At 63.3% G+C, this 22,817-nt stretch carries 20 protein-coding genes; 13 read left to right on the top strand and 7 right to left on the bottom strand.

Annotation, left to right across the window (positions count from 1 at the left end):
* Window positions 1-61 precede the first annotated feature (61 nt).
* From KO538_RS21320 to KO538_RS21310, 3 genes are read right to left on the bottom strand one after another with little or no spacing between them, the layout of a single operon-like run.
* Entirely contained in the window at window positions 62-730 is a 669-nt protein-coding gene (locus KO538_RS21320) for a general secretion pathway protein GspB (RefSeq protein ID WP_219329569.1), read from the bottom strand.
* 1 nt (window position 731) lies between these two features.
* The gene (locus KO538_RS21315; protein WP_034759814.1) at window positions 732-2,372 is read right to left on the bottom strand and encodes an ExeA family protein; all 1,641 of its coding nucleotides are present in this window, start codon (window positions 2,370-2,372) and stop codon (window positions 732-734) included.
* A 51-nt stretch (window positions 2,373-2,423) separates the two neighbouring features.
* The gene (locus KO538_RS21310; protein ID WP_034759817.1) at window positions 2,424-2,948 is read right to left on the bottom strand and encodes a hypothetical protein; all 525 of its coding nucleotides are present in this window, start codon (window positions 2,946-2,948) and stop codon (window positions 2,424-2,426) included.
* Between the two features lie 414 nt (window positions 2,949-3,362).
* On the opposite strand from KO538_RS21310, the gene KO538_RS21305 reads away from it, so the two are divergent.
* Window positions 3,363-3,641, top strand: a complete 279-nt coding sequence (locus KO538_RS21305; protein ID WP_139143410.1) for a hypothetical protein — start codon at window positions 3,363-3,365, stop codon at window positions 3,639-3,641.
* A 51-nt stretch (window positions 3,642-3,692) separates the two neighbouring features.
* On the opposite strand, the gene KO538_RS21300 is transcribed toward KO538_RS21305, so the two are convergent.
* Window positions 3,693-3,980, bottom strand: coding sequence for a hypothetical protein (locus tag KO538_RS21300; RefSeq protein WP_034759823.1), 288 nt, complete (start codon window positions 3,978-3,980; stop codon window positions 3,693-3,695).
* Window positions 3,981-4,328: 348 nt separating this feature from the next.
* Here KO538_RS21300 and KO538_RS21295 point away from each other — a divergent pair, with 348 nt between their 5' ends.
* From KO538_RS21295 to KO538_RS21245, 11 genes are all read left to right on the top strand, one after another.
* Complete coding sequence (locus KO538_RS21295) at window positions 4,329-5,201, top strand: BadF/BadG/BcrA/BcrD ATPase family protein (RefSeq protein ID WP_219329568.1); 873 nt, start codon at window positions 4,329-4,331, stop codon at window positions 5,199-5,201.
* 2 nt (window positions 5,202-5,203) lie between these two features.
* Window positions 5,204-5,938 (top strand): GntR family transcriptional regulator, encoded by a 735-nt coding sequence (locus KO538_RS21290; protein WP_046685618.1) that lies wholly within the window; start codon window positions 5,204-5,206, stop codon window positions 5,936-5,938.
* Window positions 5,935-7,047: an N-acetylglucosamine-6-phosphate deacetylase gene (gene nagA, locus KO538_RS21285; RefSeq protein WP_219329567.1), complete on the top strand. Its 1,113-nt coding sequence runs from the start codon at window positions 5,935-5,937 to the stop codon at window positions 7,045-7,047. The genes KO538_RS21290 and nagA overlap by 4 nt, the downstream gene beginning before the upstream one ends.
* Entirely contained in the window at window positions 7,037-8,050 is a 1,014-nt protein-coding gene (locus KO538_RS21280) for an SIS domain-containing protein (protein WP_034759831.1), read from the top strand. Before nagA ends, KO538_RS21280 begins: the two co-directional genes overlap by 11 nt.
* A 132-nt stretch (window positions 8,051-8,182) precedes the next feature.
* Window positions 8,183-9,442 carry an ABC transporter substrate-binding protein gene (locus KO538_RS21275; protein WP_219329566.1) on the top strand — a complete coding sequence of 420 codons (1,260 nt, stop codon included), beginning with the start codon at window positions 8,183-8,185 and terminating at the stop codon, window positions 9,440-9,442.
* A 7-nt stretch (window positions 9,443-9,449) separates the two neighbouring features.
* On the top strand, window positions 9,450-10,319 hold the full coding sequence (locus tag KO538_RS21270; RefSeq protein ID WP_219329565.1) for a carbohydrate ABC transporter permease: 870 nt from the start codon (window positions 9,450-9,452) through the stop codon (window positions 10,317-10,319).
* Window positions 10,320-10,331: 12 nt separating this feature from the next.
* Entirely contained in the window at window positions 10,332-11,168 is an 837-nt protein-coding gene (locus tag KO538_RS21265) for a carbohydrate ABC transporter permease (protein ID WP_219329564.1), read from the top strand.
* Window positions 11,169-11,194: 26 nt separating this feature from the next.
* Window positions 11,195-12,523 carry an MFS transporter gene (locus KO538_RS21260; protein WP_219329563.1) on the top strand — a complete coding sequence of 443 codons (1,329 nt, stop codon included), beginning with the start codon at window positions 11,195-11,197 and terminating at the stop codon, window positions 12,521-12,523.
* A gap of 14 nt (window positions 12,524-12,537) precedes the next feature.
* Window positions 12,538-13,671, top strand: coding sequence for an ABC transporter ATP-binding protein (locus KO538_RS21255; protein WP_219329562.1), 1,134 nt, complete (start codon window positions 12,538-12,540; stop codon window positions 13,669-13,671).
* A 159-nt stretch (window positions 13,672-13,830) separates the two neighbouring features.
* A complete protein-coding gene (locus tag KO538_RS21250; RefSeq protein WP_072454374.1) occupies window positions 13,831-15,135 on the top strand; it encodes a hypothetical protein in 1,305 nt (434 codons plus the stop codon).
* Between the two features lie 80 nt (window positions 15,136-15,215).
* Window positions 15,216-16,418 (top strand): DUF5009 domain-containing protein, encoded by a 1,203-nt coding sequence (locus tag KO538_RS21245; protein WP_219329561.1) that lies wholly within the window; start codon window positions 15,216-15,218, stop codon window positions 16,416-16,418.
* Here the strand turns inward: KO538_RS21245 and KO538_RS21240 are convergent.
* From KO538_RS21240 to KO538_RS21230, 3 genes are all read right to left on the bottom strand, one after another.
* Window positions 16,415-17,527 carry an acyltransferase family protein gene (locus tag KO538_RS21240; RefSeq protein WP_219329560.1) on the bottom strand — a complete coding sequence of 371 codons (1,113 nt, stop codon included), beginning with the start codon at window positions 17,525-17,527 and terminating at the stop codon, window positions 16,415-16,417. The genes KO538_RS21245 and KO538_RS21240 overlap by 4 nt on opposite strands.
* Window positions 17,524-18,837, bottom strand: a complete 1,314-nt coding sequence (locus tag KO538_RS21235; protein ID WP_219329559.1) for a glycoside hydrolase family 18 protein — start codon at window positions 18,835-18,837, stop codon at window positions 17,524-17,526. The genes KO538_RS21240 and KO538_RS21235 overlap by 4 nt, the downstream gene beginning before the upstream one ends.
* A gap of 123 nt (window positions 18,838-18,960) precedes the next feature.
* The gene (locus KO538_RS21230; protein ID WP_219329558.1) at window positions 18,961-21,612 is read right to left on the bottom strand and encodes a TonB-dependent receptor; all 2,652 of its coding nucleotides are present in this window, start codon (window positions 21,610-21,612) and stop codon (window positions 18,961-18,963) included.
* A 459-nt stretch (window positions 21,613-22,071) separates the two neighbouring features.
* Here KO538_RS21230 and KO538_RS21225 point away from each other — a divergent pair, with 459 nt between their 5' ends.
* Window positions 22,072-22,812: a GntR family transcriptional regulator gene (locus KO538_RS21225; protein WP_034759852.1), complete on the top strand. Its 741-nt coding sequence runs from the start codon at window positions 22,072-22,074 to the stop codon at window positions 22,810-22,812.
* The last annotated feature ends 5 nt before the right edge of the window (window positions 22,813-22,817 follow it).

Below are 22,817 nucleotides of genomic sequence, written 5' to 3'. Positions count from 1 at the left end.
GTTCGACCAGGCCAGGCCAGTATGGTTCAGCTACTGCTACCCGGCCTTGATGCACAACAATTCAATACGGCACACGGTAGCGGTAGCCCTTGAAACTGAAGATGGCCGCCTTCGGCTGCAATTTTTCCAGCACCAGGCCCGGCGCCAGTTCCTCGCCTTCGTGGCGCAGGACCTTGTCGATCAGCAGCAGGCGGTCGGCCGGATTCTTCGAATAGATATAGCCGCCGATGGCGACCGGGGGGATTTGCCGCTGTATCGGCTCGGGCAAGTCGCGCATGCCGGGCACGGTCTCTTCGGCCGATGGCGCCGCCGCAGGGACGGGCACGGCCGGCGCCGGAGCGGGGACTGGCGGCTCTTGCTTCGGTTCCGCCACGGGCCTGGCATGCTGCACTGGCGCGGCGGTGGGTGCCGGCGGCACGGGCACGGGCACAGCCACAGGCACAGGGACTGCGGGCGGGACTGCTGCCGGCACCGGCGCTGGCACGGCCTGGGCCAGCACGGCAGGCGCGGCCGCAGGCGCCGTGGCCGCTGCCTGCCAAGGCTGCCACAGCAGCAGTGCGGCGGCCACGGCCACCGCCACGCCGCCCAGCGCCAGCCAGACGGGCACGCGGCTCGCCGCGCCCGATGCTGCGCCATCGTGCAACTGCACTTGCGGTGCGTGGATCGACGGCAACTCGCCCAGCTGGCGCTCGGCTTGCGATTTTTTCAGTGCTTCAAGTATGTAGGACATCTTATTTCCCCGCCACCATCGCCGTCGCAGCGGGCGCTGCCACGGCAGGAGCTGCGCTGCTCAGGCGCGGCTCCGCGTTGTCACCGAGCTGCATCAGGCGTATATACGTTTTCGGGCCCGCCAGGCCATCGGCCCGCAGGTTCTGGCTTAGCTGGAATGCGCGCAACTGGCCTTGCATCTCGGCATCGAGCGGCAGATTCGCGGCCGGCGTTGGCAAACCCCGCTGTTGCGCCAGGCGCTGCGCCAGCCAGTCCACGTCGGCGCCGCGCGCGCCCAGCGGCACTTCATCGCGCCAGCTGCGCGGGGCGCGCCAGAAGGTCGTGAAACTGCCATCGCTGCGCTGCGCCAGCTGGGCCAGCGGCAGGCTTTGCTGTTTGCCATCGAGCATCAAGGTAGCGCTGTCGTCCTGTACGCGCGTGAGCAGCGCCAGCTGTTCCGCACCATCCGCATCGCGCAAGGCCAGCATGGCGGGACGGTCCAGCACGCGCAGCTCGGCGATACCGCCCCGGCTGTGCAGGCAGCGCAGGCCGGCGCGGGCGCCCGCCTGGCAAGCGTCGCCGGCCGGCAACTGCTCGCCCCACAGGTTGGCCAGCTGGCGCAGCACGGCGTTGCGGTCCGACACCTTGGCGGGTACGGGCGTGGATGCGGATGCAGCGGCAGCCGCCACGGCGGAGGCTGCCGGTACGGAGGCGGCCACGGCAGGTACAGCGGGTACAGCGGACGGGCGCGGCATGAAATGCCAGGCCAGCGCGGCCGTGACGACGGCGCCGGCCAGCACGCCGCCGGCAACGTGCGGCCAGCGCAAGCCGGACACAGCCGCCCTGCCGCCCTCTTCCGCAAACACTTCTTCGGCGGCGCGGCGCAGTATCTGGCGCGTCACTTGCGGCTGGTTTTCCACGTACGCGCCCAGCAGCGCGCGGTCGCACAGCAGGTTGATGCGGCGCGGCACTCCCTTGCTCAAGGCATGGATGTGCGCCATCAGCCGCGGCGCGAACGGTGTCTGCGCCGTGCTGCCGGCCACGGCCAGCCGATGGCGGATGTAGCTGGCCGTCTCGTCCGCCGTCAGCGAACCGAGGTGGTAGCGGGCGATCACGCGCTGCGCCAGCTGTTCGAGTTCCGGCCGGGCCAGCATGGCGCGCAATTCCGGCTGGCCGATGAGGATGATCTGCAGCAACTTGCGCTCGCTCGTCTCCAGGTTCGTCAGCAAACGCAACTGTTCCAGCACGGCGGCGGACAGGTTTTGCGCTTCGTCGATGATCAGCACATTGTTCTTGCCCTGCGCATGGCTGGCCAGCAAGTGCGCATTGATGGCGTCGACATAGCCTTTCACGCTGGCCACGCCGGGCGCCAGGGCGATGCGGAATTCCTCGCAGATCGACAGCAGCAATTCCTCGACGGACAGTTTCGGATTGAAGATATACGCGAGCTGGCAGTTTTCCGGAATCTGCTCCATGAAGCAGCGGCACACGGTGGTCTTGCCGGCGCCAATTTCTCCCGTCAGCAGCACGAAGCCGCCGCCGCTGCCCACGCCATACAGCAGGTGCGCCAGCGCTTCGCGGTGGCGTTCGCTCATGAACAGGTAGCGCGGATCGGGGGCGATCGAAAACGGCGATTGCTTGAGCTGGAAATAATGCGTGTACATGGAGACCCTGCGGATGAAACGATCAAAATGCGCAGCGGCAAGCCGATACCCTCATCGGGTGCGGGCGGGCGGCAACGGCTTGTATTTGGCGCAATAGACTTTCGCCTTGCTGCGGAAGTAGACGATTTTACTGCCAGGCACGGAACCACGGACAGGAAAGGCGGAATTATCGAGTTTATTGAAGCGCAGGCCCGAGACGCCGCGGATGGCCGGCTCCAGCTTTTCCGGTGTCGAGTCCGCCACCACGCCCATGAAGACGAGGGGACTGGTGTCGTCGCTGACGATCACGTCGGTAATCGGCGCGCCCCACAAGGTGGCGTCCGTGCGGAACCAGTAGGCGCCCCCTTCATGCTTGTAGGCGGGGCCGAAGGCCGTCAGCAGATACGCATAGAAGGCCTTGTTGTCGATCTGGTCGATGCACAGCACGGCATTGCCCACCACTTGCCCGAACGTGGACGGCGGCGGCTTTTGCTGCGCCAGCACGCCGGACACGGGCACGCCGCAGGCCAGCAGGGCGAGCGCCGCCAGCAGGGCCGGCGCACGCCACGGGCACATCGATGAACGGCGCACGCGCATGATCAGCGCTTGCGCTCTTCTTTCTTGACCTTCTTGGCTTCCTTCTTTTCCTTCATGGTCTTGGCCGGTTCCTTCTTGGCTTCTTTCTTGCTGTCCTGTGCCTTGCTCATCATCTACTCCATGCCTGGGCGGAAATGCCTGGGCCATTATGACACTCCCCCATGAAAATGCCACGTCATTTCCCCCATGCAATAGATCCCGCCCGGCAAGCACGGGCAGCGCATGCGCTTATTTGCAAAAAGACGTTTGCATTTTTATTTTATTATGTTTTAATACACGAACTTTATAAATAGATATCATTTCGGTGCGGCGTGACCAGCACGGAAACAAGCATACAAACTGGGGACAGGACATGGCCGGCATACGGCACGACCATGTGTAATCGATTTACAGCCCTCGGCGGAAATAGACAATATGATGAGAACAATGATCTTGCTGGGCGCGGCCTTGACGCTCTGGGCCGCTGGCAACACGCAGGCGGCAGAGACGCCGCCGGTTCAGATGGCCGCCTACCAGGCGACACCCCCCACCCTGGCCACGCGCCTGGCCAGTTTCCATTCGCCGGACGCCAGCCTGCGCGTCCCCGCTTCGCATGAACCGGGAACGCATTCGCTGCTGCTGGTCACCATCGTGCTGCTGAGCCTGCGCATGCGCGCCAGCAGCACCACCAGCAGCGAAAAATTCAGCACCTGACGTGAAAACGGCCGCGCAAGGCGGCCGTTCCAGTCACGCGTCAGCGCACGATCAGTGCAGGCACAGACGGCGGCGCGTCTTTTCGATCAGCGCCGCATCGTAGGGATACAGGTTCTCGATAAAGAACAATTCCGTTTCCGCTTCATCTTCCAGGCACATTTCGATCATGACCGGGCCATCGCTTTCGCGGCCCAGGAAATCCTTCGGCCAGCGGTTCTTGCGGTGCGTGCGCATCATTTCCATGCCCAGCGCAGCCAGCGGCGCCGACACGCCAGCGGCCAGCGCCTCTTGCTGCCAGTCGTCCCAGTACTCGCTCTTTGCTGCCTTGTCATTCATCATGCTCTTCCAACTCAGGTGTAAAAGGCGGACTTTACTCTTCATGGCGTCCCTTGCCAAGCATGCATACAAGCAATATCACACGCCCAACAACAGACCAGTTGCAAAAAATTGGCATTAAACAAGGCCAATTTCAATACCATTAGGCATCCACAAAAAATCCTTTATTAACAAATACTTGCAATCAATCCCTCGGGCATGGCGCGACGCCGCGCAACGCAATTATTAATACCACTTAAATACCTGTTGACAAGCCCTCGGGGCGACAATATAGTGCCTTCAGCTTTTTCGCCGCCCGACAAATAAAAGAACCGAGACAGGCGCACTCAACCAAACGCGGGACTGCACAACATGATCGAATACATAATCGGCGTCGACGGCGGGGGAAGCGGTACCCGCGTACGCCTGGCGCGCCTCGACGGCCACGAGCTGGCACAGGGACAAAGCGGCCCCTCCGGCCTGGGACTGGGCATCGAACGGGCCTGGACCTCCGTGGCGCATGCCGTCACCGTGGCTTTCCGCGCGGCCGGCCTGGAACAGCCGTCATTGCAGCGCATGGCCATCGGCCTGGGCCTGGCCGGCGTGCACAACAAGCAGTGGGCCGCCAGCTTCGTCGAACACAATCCCGGCTACGCCTTGGTGGCGCTGGAATCGGATGCCCTGACCACCCTGCTGGGCGCGCATGCGGGCCAGCCGGGCGCCATCGTTGCCATCGGCACCGGCAGCGTGGGCGAAGTGCTGCACGCGGACGGCAGCCGCCACGAAGTGGGCGGCTGGGGCTTCCCCTCCGGCGACGAGGCGGGCGGCGCCTGGATCGGCATGCGCGCCATCAACCACGCGCAGCAAGTGGTCGACGGCCGCGTGCCCGGCAGCGCCTTCGCCACGGCCGTCATCGACGCCTGCGGCGGCCAGCGCGACGCCATGCAAGTGTGGCTGGCCGCCGCCAGCCAGACCAATTTCGCGCAACTGGCGCGGCTGGTGCTCGAACACGCGGCCAGCAATGCCGTGGCGCGCACCATCCTGGTCGACGCGGGCCGACAGATCGCACTGATCGCCAGGGCGCTCGACCCGGCCGGCGCCTTGCCCGTGGCCCTGTGCGGCGGCCTGGCGGCGCCCTTGTCCGACTACCTGCCGGCGGAACTGTTGAAACTGGTCGTGCCGGCACAGGGCGACTCGGCCGCAGGCGGTCTGCGCCTGATACGCAAGCACTTGCAGGAGCAATGACCATGCTGGCCAAACTGTCCACCTTCAAACCCAATCCGGCCAGCGACACGCCGCTCTACATGCAGCTGGCGAACATGCTGTCGGACGGCATCGCCAGCGGAGACTGGCGCGCCAACCAGGCCTTGCCTTCCGAGCGCGTGCTGTCGGATATCCTGGAAATCTCGCGCGTCACGGCGCGCAAGGCCATCGACATGCTGTGCGACCGGGGCATGCTGACGCGCAAGCGCGGCTCGGGCACCTACATCACGCCCAAGCTGGAACAGCCGCTGTCGCGCCTGACGAGCTTTTCGGAAGAATTGCGCCAGCGGGGCTTTACGGCCGGCTCGCGCTGGCTGCAGCGCGACATCGGCTCGGCCGCGCCGCTGGAACTGCTGTCGCTGGGACTGTCGCCGCACATGCCGGTGGCGCGCTTGCGCCGCCTGCGCACGGCTGACGAAGTGGTGATGGCGATCGAAACGACCACCATCCCAGCCCTGTACATGCCGGACCCGCAGCAGGTGACCGATTCGCTGTACGGCTACCTGGAGTCGCGCGGCACCATCCCGATGCGCGCGCTGCAGCATATCCGCGCCGTCAACGCCACGGCGGAACAGGCCAAGCTGGCCAATATCAAGACGGGTGAAGCCATGCTGCACATCACCCGTGTCAGTTATCTCGACAACGGCGCAGCGGTGGAACTGACCCACTCGTATTGCCGCAGTGATTATTATGAATTCGTAGCGGAGTCGCGCAGATGAGCAGCACTATCAAAGGCAATATCCTTACCCCAGGCGGCTGGATCCACGGCGCCATCGCCTTCGGCGAGCGCGTCGACAGCATCACCGGTGATTCCCGCCACCCGTCGAACAACAGCGACGACTATATTCTGCCCGGCTTTATCGACCTGCACGTGCATGGCGGCGCCGGCAAGGACATAATGGAAGGCGGCGAAGCCGTCTACACCATCGCGGCCATCCACGCGCGCCACGGCACCACCAGCCTGCTGGCCACCACCATGACGGCGCCGCCGGAAGATATCGACATGGCCCTGACGGCCATCGGCATCGCCGCCAACCACCGCCGCCCGAACACGGCGCGCGTGCTGGGCGCCCACCTGGAAGGCCCGTACATCAATTCCGGCAAGCTCGGCGCGCAGCCCAACTTCGCGCGCGCCGCCACGCTGGCTGAAATCGAACGCCTGCAAACCTTGGCCAAGCTGCGCGTCATCACCGTGGCGCCGGAAATCGCCGGCCACCTGGACCTGGTGCGCGCCCTGGCCGACGCCGGCGTGCGCGTGCAGATCGGCCACACGCTCGGTTCGTACGAAGACGGCGTGGCCGCGCTGGAACACGGCGCCATGGGCTTCACGCATCTGTTCAACGCCATGAGCGGCCTGCACCACCGCGAGCCGGGCATGGTCGGCGCCGCCCTTGCGCACGCCGAATACGCGGAACTGATTCCCGACCTGCTGCACGTGCATCCAGGCGCCATCAAGGTAGCCCTGCGCGCCATCCCGCGCCTGTACTGCGTCACCGATTCGACCGCCGCCACCGGCATGCCGGACGGCGAATACATGCTGGGCCGCCACGCCGTGCAGAAATGCATGGGCGGCGTGCGCCTGCCCGACGGCACCCTGGCGGGCAGCACCCTGACCCTGGACCAGGCGCTGCGCAACCTGGTGGGACTGGGACTGGACCTGGCCGACGCGTCCAAGCGCGTGTCGACCAACGCCGCCGATTACCTGGGCCTGGAAGAACGCGGCCGGCTGGCCCCCGGTACTTACGCCGATCTGGTGGTACTCGATCGCGATCTCAAACTCAAAGCTGTGTATATAGAAGGAGAAATCTGTGACCTCAATGATGCTTAAAGAAGCCATTTCCGCCGCCGAATGCGTCGCCCTGCAACTGGCCAGCGACACGGAACGCTACGCGGAACTGGGCCGCAAATTGAGGAGCACCTCGTTCTCGACCGCGCTGACCATCGCGCGCGGCAGCTCGGACCACGCCTGCAACTACGTCGCCTACCTGATCATGGCGCGCCTGGGCCGTGTCGTGGCCTCGCTGCCGATGTCGCTGGTCACCCTGAACAAATCGCCGCTGGTGACACGCGACACCTTGGCCATCTCGATCTCGCAATCGGGCCAGAGCCCGGACGTGGTCGAACCGATCCGCTACTTCCGCGACGGCGGCGCCACCACTGTGGCCCTCGTCAACGACATCGATTCGCCGCTGGCGCACGCTGCAGAATGGGCCATGCCCCTGCGCGCCGGCAAGGAACAAAGCGTCGCCGCCACCAAGAGCTTTATTACCAGCCTGGTCGCAGGTGCCCGCATGGTGGCGCAGTGGCAGAACGATCCCGAGCTGCTGGGCGGCCTGGAAGCGCTGCCCGAGGCGCTGCTCGAAGCGACCCGCGTCGACTGGTCGCCGGCGATCGACGTGCTGGCCCCGGCCCGCAACATCATGGTTGTCGGACGCGGCATCAGCTTCCCCGTGGCGCTGGAGTCGGCCCTGAAATTCAAGGAAACGTCGGCCCTGCAGGCGGAAGCGTTCAGCGGCGCCGAAATCAAGCACGGCCCGATGGCCCTGATCGAAGACGGCTACCCGCTGCTGATTTTCGCCACGCGCGGCCCGACCCAGGCCGGTCTGCTGCAGCTGGCAACAGAGATGCGCGGCCGCGGCGCCAAGGTCTTGCTGGCGGCGCCCGCCGACGTCGCCGAGCGCGACCTGACCCTGCCCGTGGCGGCCACGCCGGATCTCGATCCGATCGTCGCCATCCAGTCCTTCTACGTGATGGCGGCAAAACTGTCGGCCGCGCGCGGCATGGATCCGGATGCGCCGCGTCACTTGAGCAAGGTCACCAAGACCAACTAGGCACTACCCGGCAGCTACGCCCCCGGCACGGGGCGCGGCTGCCGTCAGAAGCACCCGAATATAAGCGACGGCAAGGGCATGTACCCGCGCCGCGGACTCATGGACATTGGAGCGCCACGCTCCAGGATAAAAATGACGATCAAGAGACTGTTGGCGGTTGTTGCCTGCGCGGGCCTGCTCGCGCCGCAGGCATGGGCTGCCGAGAAAATCGAATTCTGGACCTTCAGCATGAAGCCCAAGTTCACGCCGTATTTCAATGCGGTGGTGGCGCGCTATGAGGCGCAGAATCCCGGCGTCAAGATCGAATGGATCGACTTCCCGTGGGACATCATCCAGACCAAGCTGGTCACGCGCATCGTGGCCGGCACGCCGCCCGCGCTGGTCAGCCTGAACGTGCCCTGGGCCGACGAATTTGCGCGCGACGGCTTGCTCACCCCCGTCGATGGCCTGATCGGGAAAGCGCGCGCCAGCTACATTCCCAGCGCCCTGGACGACTTGCGCTTCAAGGGCCGCACCTATGGTTTTCCCATGTACAGCAATGTCGCGGTGATCGCCTTCAATACCGCCATCTTCAAGCAGGCGGGCCTCACGCGCGGCCCCGCCAGCCTCGATGAACAGCTGGCGTACGCGCGCCAGATCGCGCAACGCACGGGCAAGGCCGGCATCGCGCCCGCCTTGTCCAAGATCGACGGCCTGTTCATGCAGCAGGGCCTGGCCGTCATCACCGACAACCGCGCCGTCTTCAATTCGCCGCAGCACGTGGCGCTGGTGCAGAAACTGGCCGACACCTACAAGGTCGGCGGCCTGCTGAAGGAAGGCTTGTTCGCCGAAGACAATTTCCCGGCCGTGATCGACGCCTACAAGGGCGGCCGCCTGGGCATGCTGCTGGCGCCGCCGACGGCCATGCAGCGCATCCGCGGCGATGCGAAAGACATCTACGCCATCACCGACGTGGCGCCCGCGCCGCTGGGCCCGACCGGCATCGCCGATGGCGGCTGGCTCGTGCACTTCGCCATTCCGAAAGGCGTGCCGGCGCGCCAGCTGCCGTCGGTCGGCAAGTTCGCGCGCTTCCTGACGAACGACGAGAACCAGCTGGCTTTCGCACGCCAGGCCAGCGTCTTTCCCACCACCGTGAAAGCGGCGGCCGATCCGTTCTTCCTCGCCACGCCAGCAAACGCGGGCGCGGCTGAAAAAGCGGTGGCCGCCGGCGCCCTGTCGATGGGCCACTCGCGCACCCTGTACGTGGCCGGCATCGACGACTACGACGAGTTGCGCCGCTCGCTCGTGAAAGCCGTCGAAGCCGGGGTCACGGGCAAGCAGGATGTGAAGCAGGCATTGGACCAGGCCGTCGCCATCTGGAACCGCAAGCTGGCCACCCTGCCGCGCCACTAAGGACACCATGAAACTCGCCCACCGCCACACCGTGCAAGCCTGGCTGTTCCTGACTCCCGCCCTGCTGCTGCTGGCCGCCTTTTCCTTCTGGCCCGTCGGCTACGGCTCCGTGCTGGCGTTTACCGACTACAGCCTGATACGCGAGACGCGCTTCGTCGGCCTGGATAATTTCCGCTACATCTTCAACAACGAGATGTTCGTCTCGGGCCTGAAAAATTCGCTGATGTTCTTGCTGATGGTGCCCTTCGTGCAGGTGGGCGCCATCACCCTGGCCGTGCTGGTCAACAACCGCCTGCCCGGCATCCGCCTGTTCCGCGCCGCCTTCTACGTGCCCGTGGTGACGACTGTTTCCGTGGTTGGCATCATGTGGGGCTTCATGTTTCACGAACAGGGCGCGCTGAACTACGTGATGATGACCTTGAAGCTCGTGAACGCTCCCGTGGGCTGGCTGTCGAACGACAGCCTGGCCCTGTTTGCCGTCATGTTCGTCACCCTGTGGCGCGGCCTGGGCTGGTACATGGTGATGTATCTGGCGGCCCTGCAGTCGATACCGTCGGACATGCAGGAAGCGGCCATGCTCGATGGTGCTAACCGCTGGCAGCGCTTCTGGAAGATCACCGTGCCCATGCTGCGCCCCACCATCATGCTGTGCTCCATCCTGTCCGTGCTGGCGGCCCTGAAGGCGTACCAGGAAGTCGACGTGCTGACCCAGGGCGGCCCGATGAATTCCACCTTCACGGCGCTGTACTACGCGTATGACCAGGGCCTCAAACACTTGAAACTGCCGCGCGCGCTGGCGGCCAGCTTCGTCGTCTCGCTGTTCTGCATAGCCATCGCCCTGCTGTGCCTGCGCTATCTGAAACCGAAGCACCGCTAACCGGGAATGACCATGACAAACCGTTCCCGTCCCCTGAAAACGCGCCTGCACATCCTGGGCCACTACGCCGTGCTGTGCGCGATCGCCGTCGTCTGCGTCTTCCCGTTCTGGTGGACCCTGGTGACGGCCATTTCCACGGAAGGCAATATCTTCGCCTTCCCGCCCACCTTCTGGCCGAAGGCGCCGTCATTCGACAACTTCATCGAGGTGTTCAAGGCGATCCCGATCTGGTCGTTCTTCAAGAACTCCGTGCTGATCGCCGTATTCACCGTGTTCTGGAAACTGCTGCTGTGTTCATTGGCCGCGTATCCGCTGGCGCGCCTGAAATTCCGCGGCCGCAAACTCGTGTTCGGCCTGATCCTGGCCACCCTGGTGCTGCCGTCCGAGGTCAACTTCCTCGTCAACTTCATCACCATCACGCAAATGAGCCTGGTCGATACCTACACGGGCGTGATCCTGCCCAACGTGGTGACGGCCGTGGCCATCTTGCTGCTCAAGCAGGCGTTCGAGGAAGTGCCGCAAGACCTGATCGACGCGGCGCGTGTCGACGGCGCGTCCGAGTGGGTCATCTTCAGCCGCATCATGCTGCCTTTGATCACGCCATGGCTGGCCACCGTCGGCATCCTGACGGCCGTCGAATCGTGGAATGAATACATCTGGCCCTCCATCGTCATGAGCAAGCCCGATGAATTTCCCCTGTCGGTGGGCGTGCTGTACTTGCGCGGCACCTTCGGCAGCAGCACGCGCGTGATCGCGGCCGGCACCCTGATCACCATCGTGCCGACCCTGCTCGCCTTCCTGTTTACCCAACGCTTCTTCATGCGCGGCATGGACGGCGCAGTCAAATGAAAACGTCTCTCGATAAGGAAGCCTCCATGCACGACAAGCGCACCAGCATCAGCAAAAAAGCTCGCAGCCCGATCACCTGGGTGCCCACCTTGTACTTCGCCCAGGGCTTGCCGTTCTACGCCGTGGCCCTGGTGGCAGGCCTGATGTTCAAGAGCATGGGCGTGCCGAACGACCAGATCGCCCGCTGGACGGGCCTGATCGGCTTTGCCTGGGTCTTCAAGTCGCTGTGGAGCCCCTTCATGGAGCTGGCCTCGAGCAAGAAGACCATGGTGGTGCTGTTCCAGTTCCTTGGCGGCCTGAGCCTGGGCCTGATCGCGCTGGCCCTGCAAACGCCGCTGTGGTTCGCCGCCTGCATCGCCGTGCTGTTCGTTGCCGCGCTGGCCTCGTCCACGCACGACATCGTCTGCGATGGCCTGTATATCGCCAGCCTGTCGGACAAGCAGCAGGCGGCCTACGCGGGCTGGCAAGGCGCCTTTTTCAATGCGGGCAAATTCATCTCGCTGGGCGGCCTGGTGATCCTGGCCGGTTACCTCGAGAAGAAAATCGGCGTCAAGCCCGCCTGGTCGGTGATCTTCCTGATCATCGGCGCGATGATGCTGTCGCTGGCCGCCTACCACCTGTGGGCGCTGCCGCAGGTGCGCAACGCGGCCGTGGCCGACAAGAGCGTGGCGGGCATCAGCCGCACCTTGTGGGACGTGCTGGTGGACTTCCTGAAAAAGCCCGGCATCTGGGGCATGATCGCCTTCATCATCCTGTTCCGCGCGGGCGAGGCGCAAGTGCAGACCATCGGCCCGCTGTTCCTGCGCGAAGCGCGCGAGCTTGGGGGGCTGGGCCTGTCGACGACGGAAGTGGGCGCCGTGTACGGCACGGCCGGCACCGTGGCATTCCTGCTGGGCAGCATCGGCGGCGGCTACTTCACGTCGTGGCTGGGCCTCAAACGCGCCATGTTCTTCCTGATCCTCGCCATGAACTTGCCGAACCTGGTGTTCTATTACCTGAGCCACAGCATGCCGACCGACCTGACCCTGATCACGGCCGCGCTCAGCGTGGAGATGTTCGGCTATGGCTTCGGCTTCGTCGGCCTGATCCTGTTCATGATGCAGGTCGTCTCGGTCGGCAAGTACCAGACGGCCCACTATGCGTTCGCCACCGGCGTGATGCAGCTGGGTTCCGTGCTGTTCAAGATGATCAGTGGCGACATCCAGACGGCGCTCGGCTACAAGACCTTTTTCCTGTGGGTGCTGGTGTCGGCCGTGCCCGTATTGATCCTGTCGCGCTTCATGCGCATCGGCCCGAAGGATACCTCCGACCCATCTGACGCCGGCGCCACGTCCGCGCCGGCCAGCGCAAGCTAGGATAGAAGCACTTCATGGCACATATCGCATTGAAAAATATCGTCAAGCTGTACGACGACAAACACCCCGTCATCCACGGCATCGACCTCGATATCCGCGACGGCGAATTCATCGTCTTCGTGGGACCGTCCGGCTGCGGCAAATCGACGCTGCTGCGCATGATCGCGGGGCTGGAAGACATCACGGATGGCGAACTGCATATCGGCGGCCGGCTGGCCAACGACATCGCCCCGGCCGAGCGTGGCCTGGCCATGGTCTTCCAGAGCTACGCCCTGTACCCGCACATGACGGTGTACGAGAACATGGCTTTCGCCCTCTCCCTGGGCGGGCATAAAAAGGCCGAGGTGCGCGCCGCCGTCGAGCGCGCGGCCGAGATCCTGCAGATCACGCCGCTGTTGAAACGCAAGCCGAAAGACCTGTCGGGCGGCCAGCGCCAGCGCGTGGCCATCGGCCGCGCCATCGTGCGCAAACCCAAGGTCTTCCTGTTCGACGAACCGCTGTCGAACCTCGATGCATCGTTGCGCGTGCAGATGCGCGTGGAAATCTCGCGCCTGCACCAGGAACTGAAGACGACCATGATCTACGTCACGCACGACCAGGTCGAGGCCATGACCCTGGGCGAGCGCATCGTCGTCTTCAACGGCGGGCGCATCGAGCAGGTGGGCAGTCCGCACGAGCTGTATAACAATCCCGGCAACCTGTTCGTGGCCGGCTTCCTCGGCGCGCCGAAGATGAACTTCATCGCTTGCGAGGCTGTCGCCTGCGGCCCCGGTTCCGTGGCCGTGCGCCTGCCCGGCGGCGCCGTCATCGACGTCGAAGCACAGGGCGATGGCGTGGCGCCGGGCGACCAGCTGACCCTGGGCGTGCGCGCCGAGCACGTCAGCCTGCAGCACGGGAACACTCCGGGTAGCAACGTCGTCGACGCGGCCGTCAGCCACGTCGAATACCTGGGCGACGTGGCCATCGTGTACGCCAGCATGCCGGGCGCAGCCGAGATGCTGGCCGTCAAGCTGCCGGCCGAGGATGGCTTGCGCCACGCGGGCGACGCCATGCGTCTGCATCTGCCGCCGCAGCGCTGCCTGCTGTTCGATGCCAAAGGGCAAGCCCTGGCGCGCACGTTTGCCGCACCCGCTCAGCCGTTTATGTGACAATAGCCGCTTTGTATCATGCCGCTTCTGTTTGACTTATGCAGGCAGACTGGCAGAATGTGTTTTTTTCGAGCTTCCTTGCCCCTCTGGCACTGCCCTGCACGATGTTGCGGCTGCCAATGCAGGTGCGTATTTTTGTTATTGATTGAAGGATAACCCATGTCCCAATTCCGTCTTGCACGCCTTAGCCTGCTCCTGGCCGCCATCGGCCTCAATGTCCTGCCATCCCTGTCGCACGCGCAGGATGCCAAGCCAGCCGCCGCCGCTGCCGCTCCGGCCGATTCGGTACGTCCTGAAGTGTTCAAGCTGCTCGATCCGGTTGCCGTGAAGGCATCGATGGATGCGAAAAACTACGCCGACGTGCAAAGCCGCATCGACCAGGCTGCCGCCATTCCCGCCCTGACGCCGTATGAAACGTTCGTGCTGAACCGCCTGCGCGTGGCGCTGGCCTCGACCACCAACAATGCGCCGATGGCCATGACGGCACTGGAAGCAGTCATCGAATCGGGCAAGCTGGACAAGAAAGCCCAGGGCGACTTCATCCAGGCACTGGCCAACTACCACTACAATGCCAAGGATTATCCGAACGCCATCAAGTGGTTCACCCGTTACCAAACGGAAACAGGCGACGCGACCACCATGCGTCCCTACATCATCCGCGCCTACTACTTCAGCAATGATTTCGCGCGCGCGAAACAGGAATTGATGGCCGACCTGACGGCCAAGCAGCAAGCGGGCAAGACGCCGACCATCGAAGAACTGCAATTGCTGGCCAACACGGGTTCGAAAAGCAAGGATCCAGCCACCTACCTGGTCGCCATGGAAAACCTGGTGCGCTACTACCCGTCCGATGACTACTGGAGCGATCTGCTGAGCCGCACGCAAGGCAAGGCCGGCTATTCCGACCGCTTCGCGCTCGACGTGCTGCGCCTGCAATTCAAGGCCGTGGGCACCATGCCGCCGCAAGATTACAGCGACATGGCTGAAATCGCCTTGCAGAACGCCTTCCCGACGGAAGCGAAAAAAGTCCTCGACGCGGGCTTTGCCAAAGGCGTGCTGGGCACGGGCGCGAATGCCGCCAAACACAAGAAACTGCGCGACCAGGCCAACAAGGCTGCCGCCGATGATGCGAAAAGCATCGCCAGCGGCGAAGCGTCGGCCATGAAGAGCAAGGATGGCACGGGCTTGATCAACCTCGGTTACGCCTTCGTCACGATGGACCAGTTCGACAAAGGTATCGACCTGATCGAGAAAGGCATCGCCAAGGGCGGCCTGAAGCGTCCAGAAGACGCCAAGCTGCGCCTCGGTTATTCCTACGCCATGGCTGGCAAGAAAGATGACGCCATCAAGGTCCTGGAAACGGTCAAGGGCGGTGACGGCGTGGGCGATCTGGCCCGCTACTGGATCCTGTGGCTGAACCGTCCTGCCACGGCAGCGGCGGCACCGGCAGCAGCGGCACAGTAATTCCCGCTCCCGCCAGCATGCGCAAGGCAGTTCCCGGCTCACGCCGGGGCTGCTTTTTTTTCGACCTTTGCCCTCCTTCCATGCCGCCAGCCACTGTCGCCACTGCCACCGCCGCCGAACGATTGACCAGCCTGGACGCCTTCCGCGGCTGCGTGATCGTCATCATGATCTGGGTCAACTACCTGGCCGGCATGCCCCGCATCGCCTGGTGGCTCGAGCATGCAGGCCCCCGCGCCGACGGCATCACACTACCCGACCTGGTCTTTCCCGGTTTTCTGTTCATGGTCGGCATGGCCATACCGCTGGCCTTGCAGCGCCATTGCGGCCACGTCACGCCAGCCTTGCTGGGACGCCTGCTGTGGCGTTCCGCCAGCCTGATGCTGGCCGGCGTCGTGCTGGCGAACGCCTACCGCTATGATGCGCAGGCGGCGCCGCTGCCGCACGCCATGTACTTCCTGCTGTTTTATGTGGCGATGATACTGCTGTGGCGCCAGGGCGCGGGCAAGCTGGAGCTGGCCGCCGGCGGCGTGCTGATGCTGGTCCTGCTGGCGACGTTTCGCGGCGAACTGAACGCGGAATTTTCCAGCACCTGGCTGCAACCGTCGTGGTGGGGCATCCTCGGCATGATAGGCTGGTCCTATTTGCTGTGCAGCCTGCTGTACCTGGCGTGCCGGGGTAGCGGCACGGCACTGATGGGCGTATTTTCCCTGCTGCTCGTGCTGTACATGGGCGGCACGGCGGGCAGCCTCGATTTCCTGCCGGCAGGCATCAACTCCTTCGTCAACGTGCCGCAAGTGCTCGGTTCGACGGCGGCCAACGTACTGGCCGGCACCCTGGTGGGCCAGCTGTTCCTGCGCGGCGCCGCCTTGAGCCATGGGCAGCGCATCCGTTTCATGGCGTGGTTCGCGCTGGGCCTCTTCGCGGCCGGCATGCTGCTGCGGCCGTATCACCACATCAACAAGATCGCGGCGACGGAATCCTACACGCTCGTGTGCAGCGCCCTCATCCTGGCCCTGTTCCTCGTGTTTTATGTCGTCATCGACGTGTGGCGCTGGCGCGCCTGGGCCGTGGTGCTCTTGCCCGCCGGCACCAATGCCCTGTTCGCCTACATCGTGCCCGACCTGTGGCAGCAACTGGCGGCCGTGCTGCACTTGCCGCCCGTCTGGTGGCCGTATCTGGCAACGGGCGGCGCGGCCGGCCTGTGGAATGCGGCCGCCGTCACCGCCCTGATGCTGCTGTTGACGGCCATGGCCACGCGCTACGGCCTGAAATTGAAATTCTAGACCTTGATGTAGATCTTGCGCTTGTCCATGAAATAGGCGATCAGCCAGCACAGCAGCATGAAGCTGACGGCAAACAGCAAGGACCCCACGCGCGCCGGCGCCCAGCCCGTAAACCAGTGCTGATACAGCCACTGGTACAGGTTGCCGCCACCGGTGCGCACGGTAAACGCGATGATCACCAGCACTTCCGACACGAGGTAGATGAACAGCGTGTTCTTGCCGAAGACTTCAAAAAAGTAGGTCCAGCCCGTGATCTTGCGCACGTCGATGACGAACATCAGCAGCGCCAGCAGCAGCAAGTCCAGGCCGATACCGAGCATCACGTAAGAGCTGGTCCACAGCTTCTTGTTGATCGGGAACACCTCATTCCAGCACAGGGCCACGGCCACGCAGATGACGCCGGCCACCACCAGCCGATACAGCGCGGCGCGCAGCTGCGCCGGCGCCGTCCGGCGCACAAAGCTGCCCGCCAGGTAGCCGGCAATCACATTGACAATCGATGGCAAGGTGCCGAGGATGCCTTCCGGATCGAAGGCGATGCCTTCGCCATGGTACAGATGGCTGCCGCCCAGCAAGATCAGATCGAGCTTGGCCGGCGCGTTGCCGTGCAAGCTGTAGTCGCCCCACGTCGCGAGGATGGCCCAGTAGCCGAGCAAGGCGCAGGCGCTGAAGACAAGCGCGCCCCGCGTCTTCCAGTAATGGAGGACCAGGGCAGCGGCCAGGTAGCACACGGCGATGCGCTGCAGCACCCCGGGAATGCGCGTGTGCGACAGCGGCGACCAGGCGAACTGGCCCGCATCGTCGATCTTGAAGAAGGGAAACCAGTACAACAAAAAGCCCAGCAAAAAGATCAGCGCACTGCGCTTGCACAGCTTGGCCAGCACGGCGCCATGCCCGAGGTGTTCATATTTCCCCAGCGCAAAGGCCAGCGCATTGCCGACGACAAACAGAAAACTGGGAAAGACGAGGTCCGTGAGCGTAAAGCCATGCCATTCGGCATGCAAAAACGGCGCATACACGCTGCCCCAGTCGCCCGGGGTATTGACGACGATCATCAGGGCGACGGTCAGGCCACGCAGGACGTCGAGGGCGAGGTAGCGTTGGTTCATGGCTGCGCCCCTTTCAGGATGGGCGCCAGGGCCGTACCCAGCACGTGCTGCGCATCGCCGCTCAATTCCCAGAACATGCCACCACGCAAACCCTTGTCGCGGATGTAGCGCACTTTATGGCCTATCGATTGCGCATCTTCATAGCTGATGAAGACGCCGCTGTCGCGGTTATACAGGTACGGTACTTGCGACGCGGCATTCCAATGGCGCTGGAAGCCGCGCGCGCCCTTGTCATCGGCCAGGTAGCCGTGTTCGATCAGGTGCCGGTAAGTAAATGTCGGCGTACCGTCATTACCGCTGGCCGCGCCCTGGCAAGGCTGGTACAGGCCGTCGCCGCGGGGACCGGCGACGCACTGTTTCCAGCCATAGCCATAGAAGGGCACGCCCAGCACCAGCTTATCAGCAGGCACGCCGGCGCGCAGGAAGCGCGTCACGGTGGCGTCCGCATGCAAAGCCTTGTCGCGCCGCGGATCGGCCGGGTCGGCATACAGGGGCGCCAGCTGGCCATTTTCGGCATCCCACACGCCGCGGTAGTCATACGTCATCAGATTGATCCAGTCCAGCTGCGCCGCCAGGCGGGCCATCCAGCCGGGTGCGGCGTCACTGTCATCGCTCAGGCTGGCATGCGCGCCGGCGGCGATGGTGATCAGGTAATGGCGGCCGGCGGCTTGCTTGCCGGCATGGTCGAATGCGCTGCGCAGTTCGCTAGCCAGGCGCACATAGTTTTCCTTGTCGCCGCTACGGTGGCAGACCCTGCCTTCGATACAGGGGATTCCCCCTGTGGCAGGATGCTCCCAGTCGATATCGATGCCATCGAGACCGTGCCGGCGCACCAGCTCCATTGCGGAAGCGATGAACGCCTGGCGCGCGGCAGGCGTGGCGGCCACGTCCGAGAAGCGGTTCGACCAGATCCAGCCGCCCACCGACAGCAGGACGCGCAGCCGTGGATGACCTTGCTTGAGTGCGTTGAGCTTGCGCAAGTTGTCGGCATCGGCTTGCGGCGCCGGCAGCACGATGCTTCCATTGGCCGGCCGGGACGGCTGGCCCTGTGCATCCAGACAGGCGCTCACGCCGCCGCCATCGGGTGCCGGGTTGCCATGTTCGCCATCCCAGCAGATGTCGGCGAACGCATACTGGATCAGGCTGACATTGCCGATGCGAATATTGTGCTCATTAACGGGAAAATCGGCCGATTTCCAGCCGGGATAATAGGCGACCACTTCCGGCGCGAAGACCGGTGCGGCGGGAGCGGCGGAGGCGGCCAGTGGCAGCGCGCAGGCGAAGCAAGCCAGCATTGCGTGTAATGTCATCGGAGGTATCCCACCATGTAAAGAAAAGCATCTTGCAATAAAAAAATGGCGGAGCCAGCTGCGCTCCGCCATTGTCATGCCATCCCGGGTGTCCGCCGGGAGGCATCAACTACATAAAACGTCTTACATCTTGCCTTGCAGTGCCAGGTAGATCTGACGGCCGTTCTTGTAGAACGCGCCTGGCATGTCATCCGAACCAGGGGTCTTGATGGTCGAACGCGACAGTGGATTGTTCAGGTCCTTGCCGTCCAGGGTGATGGCCAGGTTCTCCGTCAACTGGTAGGCGATCGATGCGGACAGGCCGCCGATGCCAGCCTGGTAGGCGGCGCTGCGGCGCGAGGTGCCGTTCAGGAATTCCGAACGGTAGCTGTACGTCAGGCGTGCGCTGAACTTGTCGTTCTCGAAGAACGCGCCAATGTTATACGCGTTTTTCGAGGTGCCGATCATCGTGCATTCGCCGAAATCACCGCATGGCGAACCCTTGACGTTGCCCGTTTCCTTGCCATCGGTATAGGTGTAGTTGGCGTTCACGCCGAAGCCTGCTGGCAACGCTTGTACATACGACAGTTCCAGGCCCTTGACTTCCGCCGTGGTATTGGTTGGCGTGCCAACTTCATACTGGGTGAACTTGTTCTGCAACTGGTTGTAGAACGTCGTCACACCCTTGCCGTAGGTCACATAACCATCGAGCGACGAGTAGAAGATGCCAGCCGAAACCATCGATTTCGGCGCGAAGTACCATTCCACGCCGATGTCGGCGTTGTTCGAGCGGATAGGACGCAGGTTAGGATTGCCGGCGTTGCCGTCGAGCTGGTTGTCGCGCAGATCCAGGCCTGCCATCATGCCCAGTTCAGGACGGGCCATGGTGCGGCTGATGCCGAAACGGCCGATGATATCCTTCGTCACGTCCAGACGGAAGTTGGCGCTAGGCAAGAAATCATTGTACGTGTTGGTGTAGTTCTTGATTTCGTACTGAGCAGCCGGGTTCAGCTCATAGCGATTGACGTCTTCCTTGGTGTGTACATAGCGCACGCCAAAGTTACCCGACAAGCCTTCCGTGCCGAAGTTCGCCATCGCGTACACCGACTGGGTCGGCTCCTTGATGTTGAACTCGGACTGGCGCAGGTTGCCCTGGTACGTGGCGTTATCCTTGAGCCACTTGTTGACGCTCGCTTGCGAGAACGTCCAGTAGCCGGCGCCGTTCACGCCTAGGTCCTTGAAGTTGCTTGGGAACGAGGTCAAGCCATCCATCGGCAGGTTGGCGGTGACGCCCAGCGATGGCTTGGCGACGATGCCGATGGCGGTCAGGTCACGCTTGTGTTCCGCGACGCGGGCACCGAATTCCACCGACGAGATCGCTGGCAAGTCGAGTTTCAGGATACCGTCGATCTGGCCATAGGTTTCCTTGTCGTTCGCGGTGACGTGCGAACCGTAGGTGTAAGGCGTTGCCTGACGGCCGCCGATCGAGAACTTGTTCGCGCCCGGGGTATCGTAGATCACGCCATGGCTGGCGCCGTTCTGGGTGTAGCCGCCGCCCGTCCAAGGCATCCAAACGCCCAGCGCGCCGCTTTCCGTGTTGCCGACGCCCTTGGTCGTGCCGACTTTACCCGAGAAGGTGAGGCGGTCGTTGACGCGGTATTTGGCATCGATATTGAAGAAGTCGGACTTGCTTTCCGCCACAGGACGGCTGAACTCTTCCTGCACGGCACTGGAATAGCCGGCGCAGACGGCGCCGCAATTGGCTGGCACGGTGGTGTGCAGGCCGGTAACAATACCGCCCTTGTAGGTGCCGCTGACGTTGCCGACAGGGTAACCACCCTTGCTGCCCGTTTCCAGGCCTACGGTCTGGATGAAGTTATGGTTGATGTTCGGCGCGTCGAGTTCGGAATGGAACAGGGTGAAGTCCAGGGTCAGCGCACTGGTCGGCTTGATTTGCACGTCGATCAGGCCGCCCTTGCGGGTGCGTTCCTGTTCGAACCAGGCGGTGCCGCCCATGTAGTTGACGCGGCCGCCGGCCGAACCTGGCAAGGCGCCAGCGACTGCCGAATCCGGCTTGACTTCGTCATACCAGACGCCATTTTCCTGGCCGACACGGCTCAGTTTGCGCTTCTGATAGAAGCCCTGCACCATCACACCCATGGTATTGGCATCGTTCTTCCAGTTCAGCATGCCGCTCACTTGCGGATCTTTCTTGCCCGAGTTGGACGAGTACACGGCGCCCAGGCTGACCTGGCCCGTAATTTGTTTCTTGAAGTCCAGCGGTTTGCGCGATTCGATATCGATCACGCCTTGCGCGCCGCCTTCCAGCAGGTTCGCTTGCGAACCTTTGTGCACGGTGACGCGGCCGATCAGTTCGGATGGGAACAGCGAGAAGCTGACGCTGCGGCCGCCGCCAATGATGTTGTCGGCAAACCAGTCGCCGCTGCTGACCGAGTGGCCATTGAAGGTGGTCAGGGTCAGGCCGAACGGTGTGCCGCGCAGTGCCACGCGGTCATTCTCGCCAAAGCTGCCCTCGTTACCGCCCGCAGCGGCGACGCTAACGCCTGGCACGCGTTGCAGCGAGTCGGCGATGTTTTTGTCTGGCATCTTGCCCACGTCTTCAGCCGTGATCACTTCGACCAGACTGTCGGAATTGCGTTTTTGGTTCAAGGATTGTTGCAGCGATGCGCGGATACCCGTCACGACGACGGTCTGGCCTTCATCAACTTCAGCCGTTGCTGCCGGCTTGGCTGTCACCGCTTCCTGCGCATGCGCCGAGAAACTCGCACCTGCCATCAACATAGCCACAGCAGCGGCGATAGGCGTCAAATTGCGTGCTGCAGAGCTAGCTGTCAAATTGCGTTTCATGTACTCCCCCTTGATTTAGGCCCCAGGATTGGAACCTTTTCATTTTTAACGTAGGTCTTCTTTCCAGCCCGCCTACTCTCGCGGCATGCTGCAGACCCTTCGGCACAACCACTTACAAAACCAATTCAACGCCAATATACTACTATCCAATACCAGAACACTACCAGTTGCAACTTTTTTTTTATAACGTTGTTTGAATCACACAGACCACTTCACCGAAATCAATTTGTAGCCCGTATGGGTGGGTTAAATACCAGCGGAGCCACGCATAAATTGCCGGCCTGATAATTGAAATTGGTTTTACAACGGTCTTTTTTGGTATTATCCAGCGACACAAAACAGATACAGAGCGCGTCTGCAACGCGCCGTAACGGAGACCCTCAGCGTATGACAACCCTGGCTCACATCATGCAAGGCCTGGGGCAGACGAGTAGCCTGCCCCTGTATCAGCAACTGCAGCGCGCGCTGCGCGAAGCGATCGACAAGCGCATCCTCGGCCCCGACGAAGCCCTGCCGGCCGAGCGCCAGCTGGCCAGCGACCTGGCCGTTTCGCGCATCACCGTGCGCAAGGCCATCGATGGCCTCGTCAACGAGGGCTTGCTGGTGCGCCGTCCCGGCTCGGGCAATTTCATCAATACGCGCATCGAGAAGAACTTCGCCAAGCTGACCTCGTTTTCCGAAGACATGCGCGCGCGCGGACGCACGCCGCGCAGCGTGTGGCTCAAGCGCGCAGAGGGCACCGTGACGCCGGAAGAGGCCTTGCGCCTGCGGCTGTCGCCGGGCGCGCCCGTATACCGCTTCCACCGCATCCGCTATGCGGACGAGGTGCCGATGTGCCTCGAATACGCGACCATCGTCGCCAGTTGCCTGCCGGCGCTCGACGCCGTCGACGTATCGATGTACGACGCGCTGGAACAGGCGGGCAACCGGCCCGTGCGCGCCTTGCAGCGGCTGAGCGCGCTTTTATTGACGGGGGAGCAGGCCAGCCTGCTGCAGGCGGAGGAAGGCGACGCGGGCTTGTCGGTGGAAAGGCTGGGCTTTTTGCGCGATGGCCGCGCCGTGGAATTTTGCCGCTCCTACTTCCGCGGCGATATGTATGACTTCGTGGCTGAATTAAGTACCAATTAATACCA

Source organism: Janthinobacterium sp. NKUCC08_JDC (assembly GCF_019345575.1).
Taxonomy (GTDB): domain Bacteria; phylum Pseudomonadota; class Gammaproteobacteria; order Burkholderiales; family Burkholderiaceae_D; genus Janthinobacterium; species Janthinobacterium aestuarii.
The sequence above is the reverse complement of the archived record's forward strand: the minus strand, read 5'-3'. Positions and strand labels throughout refer to the sequence as shown.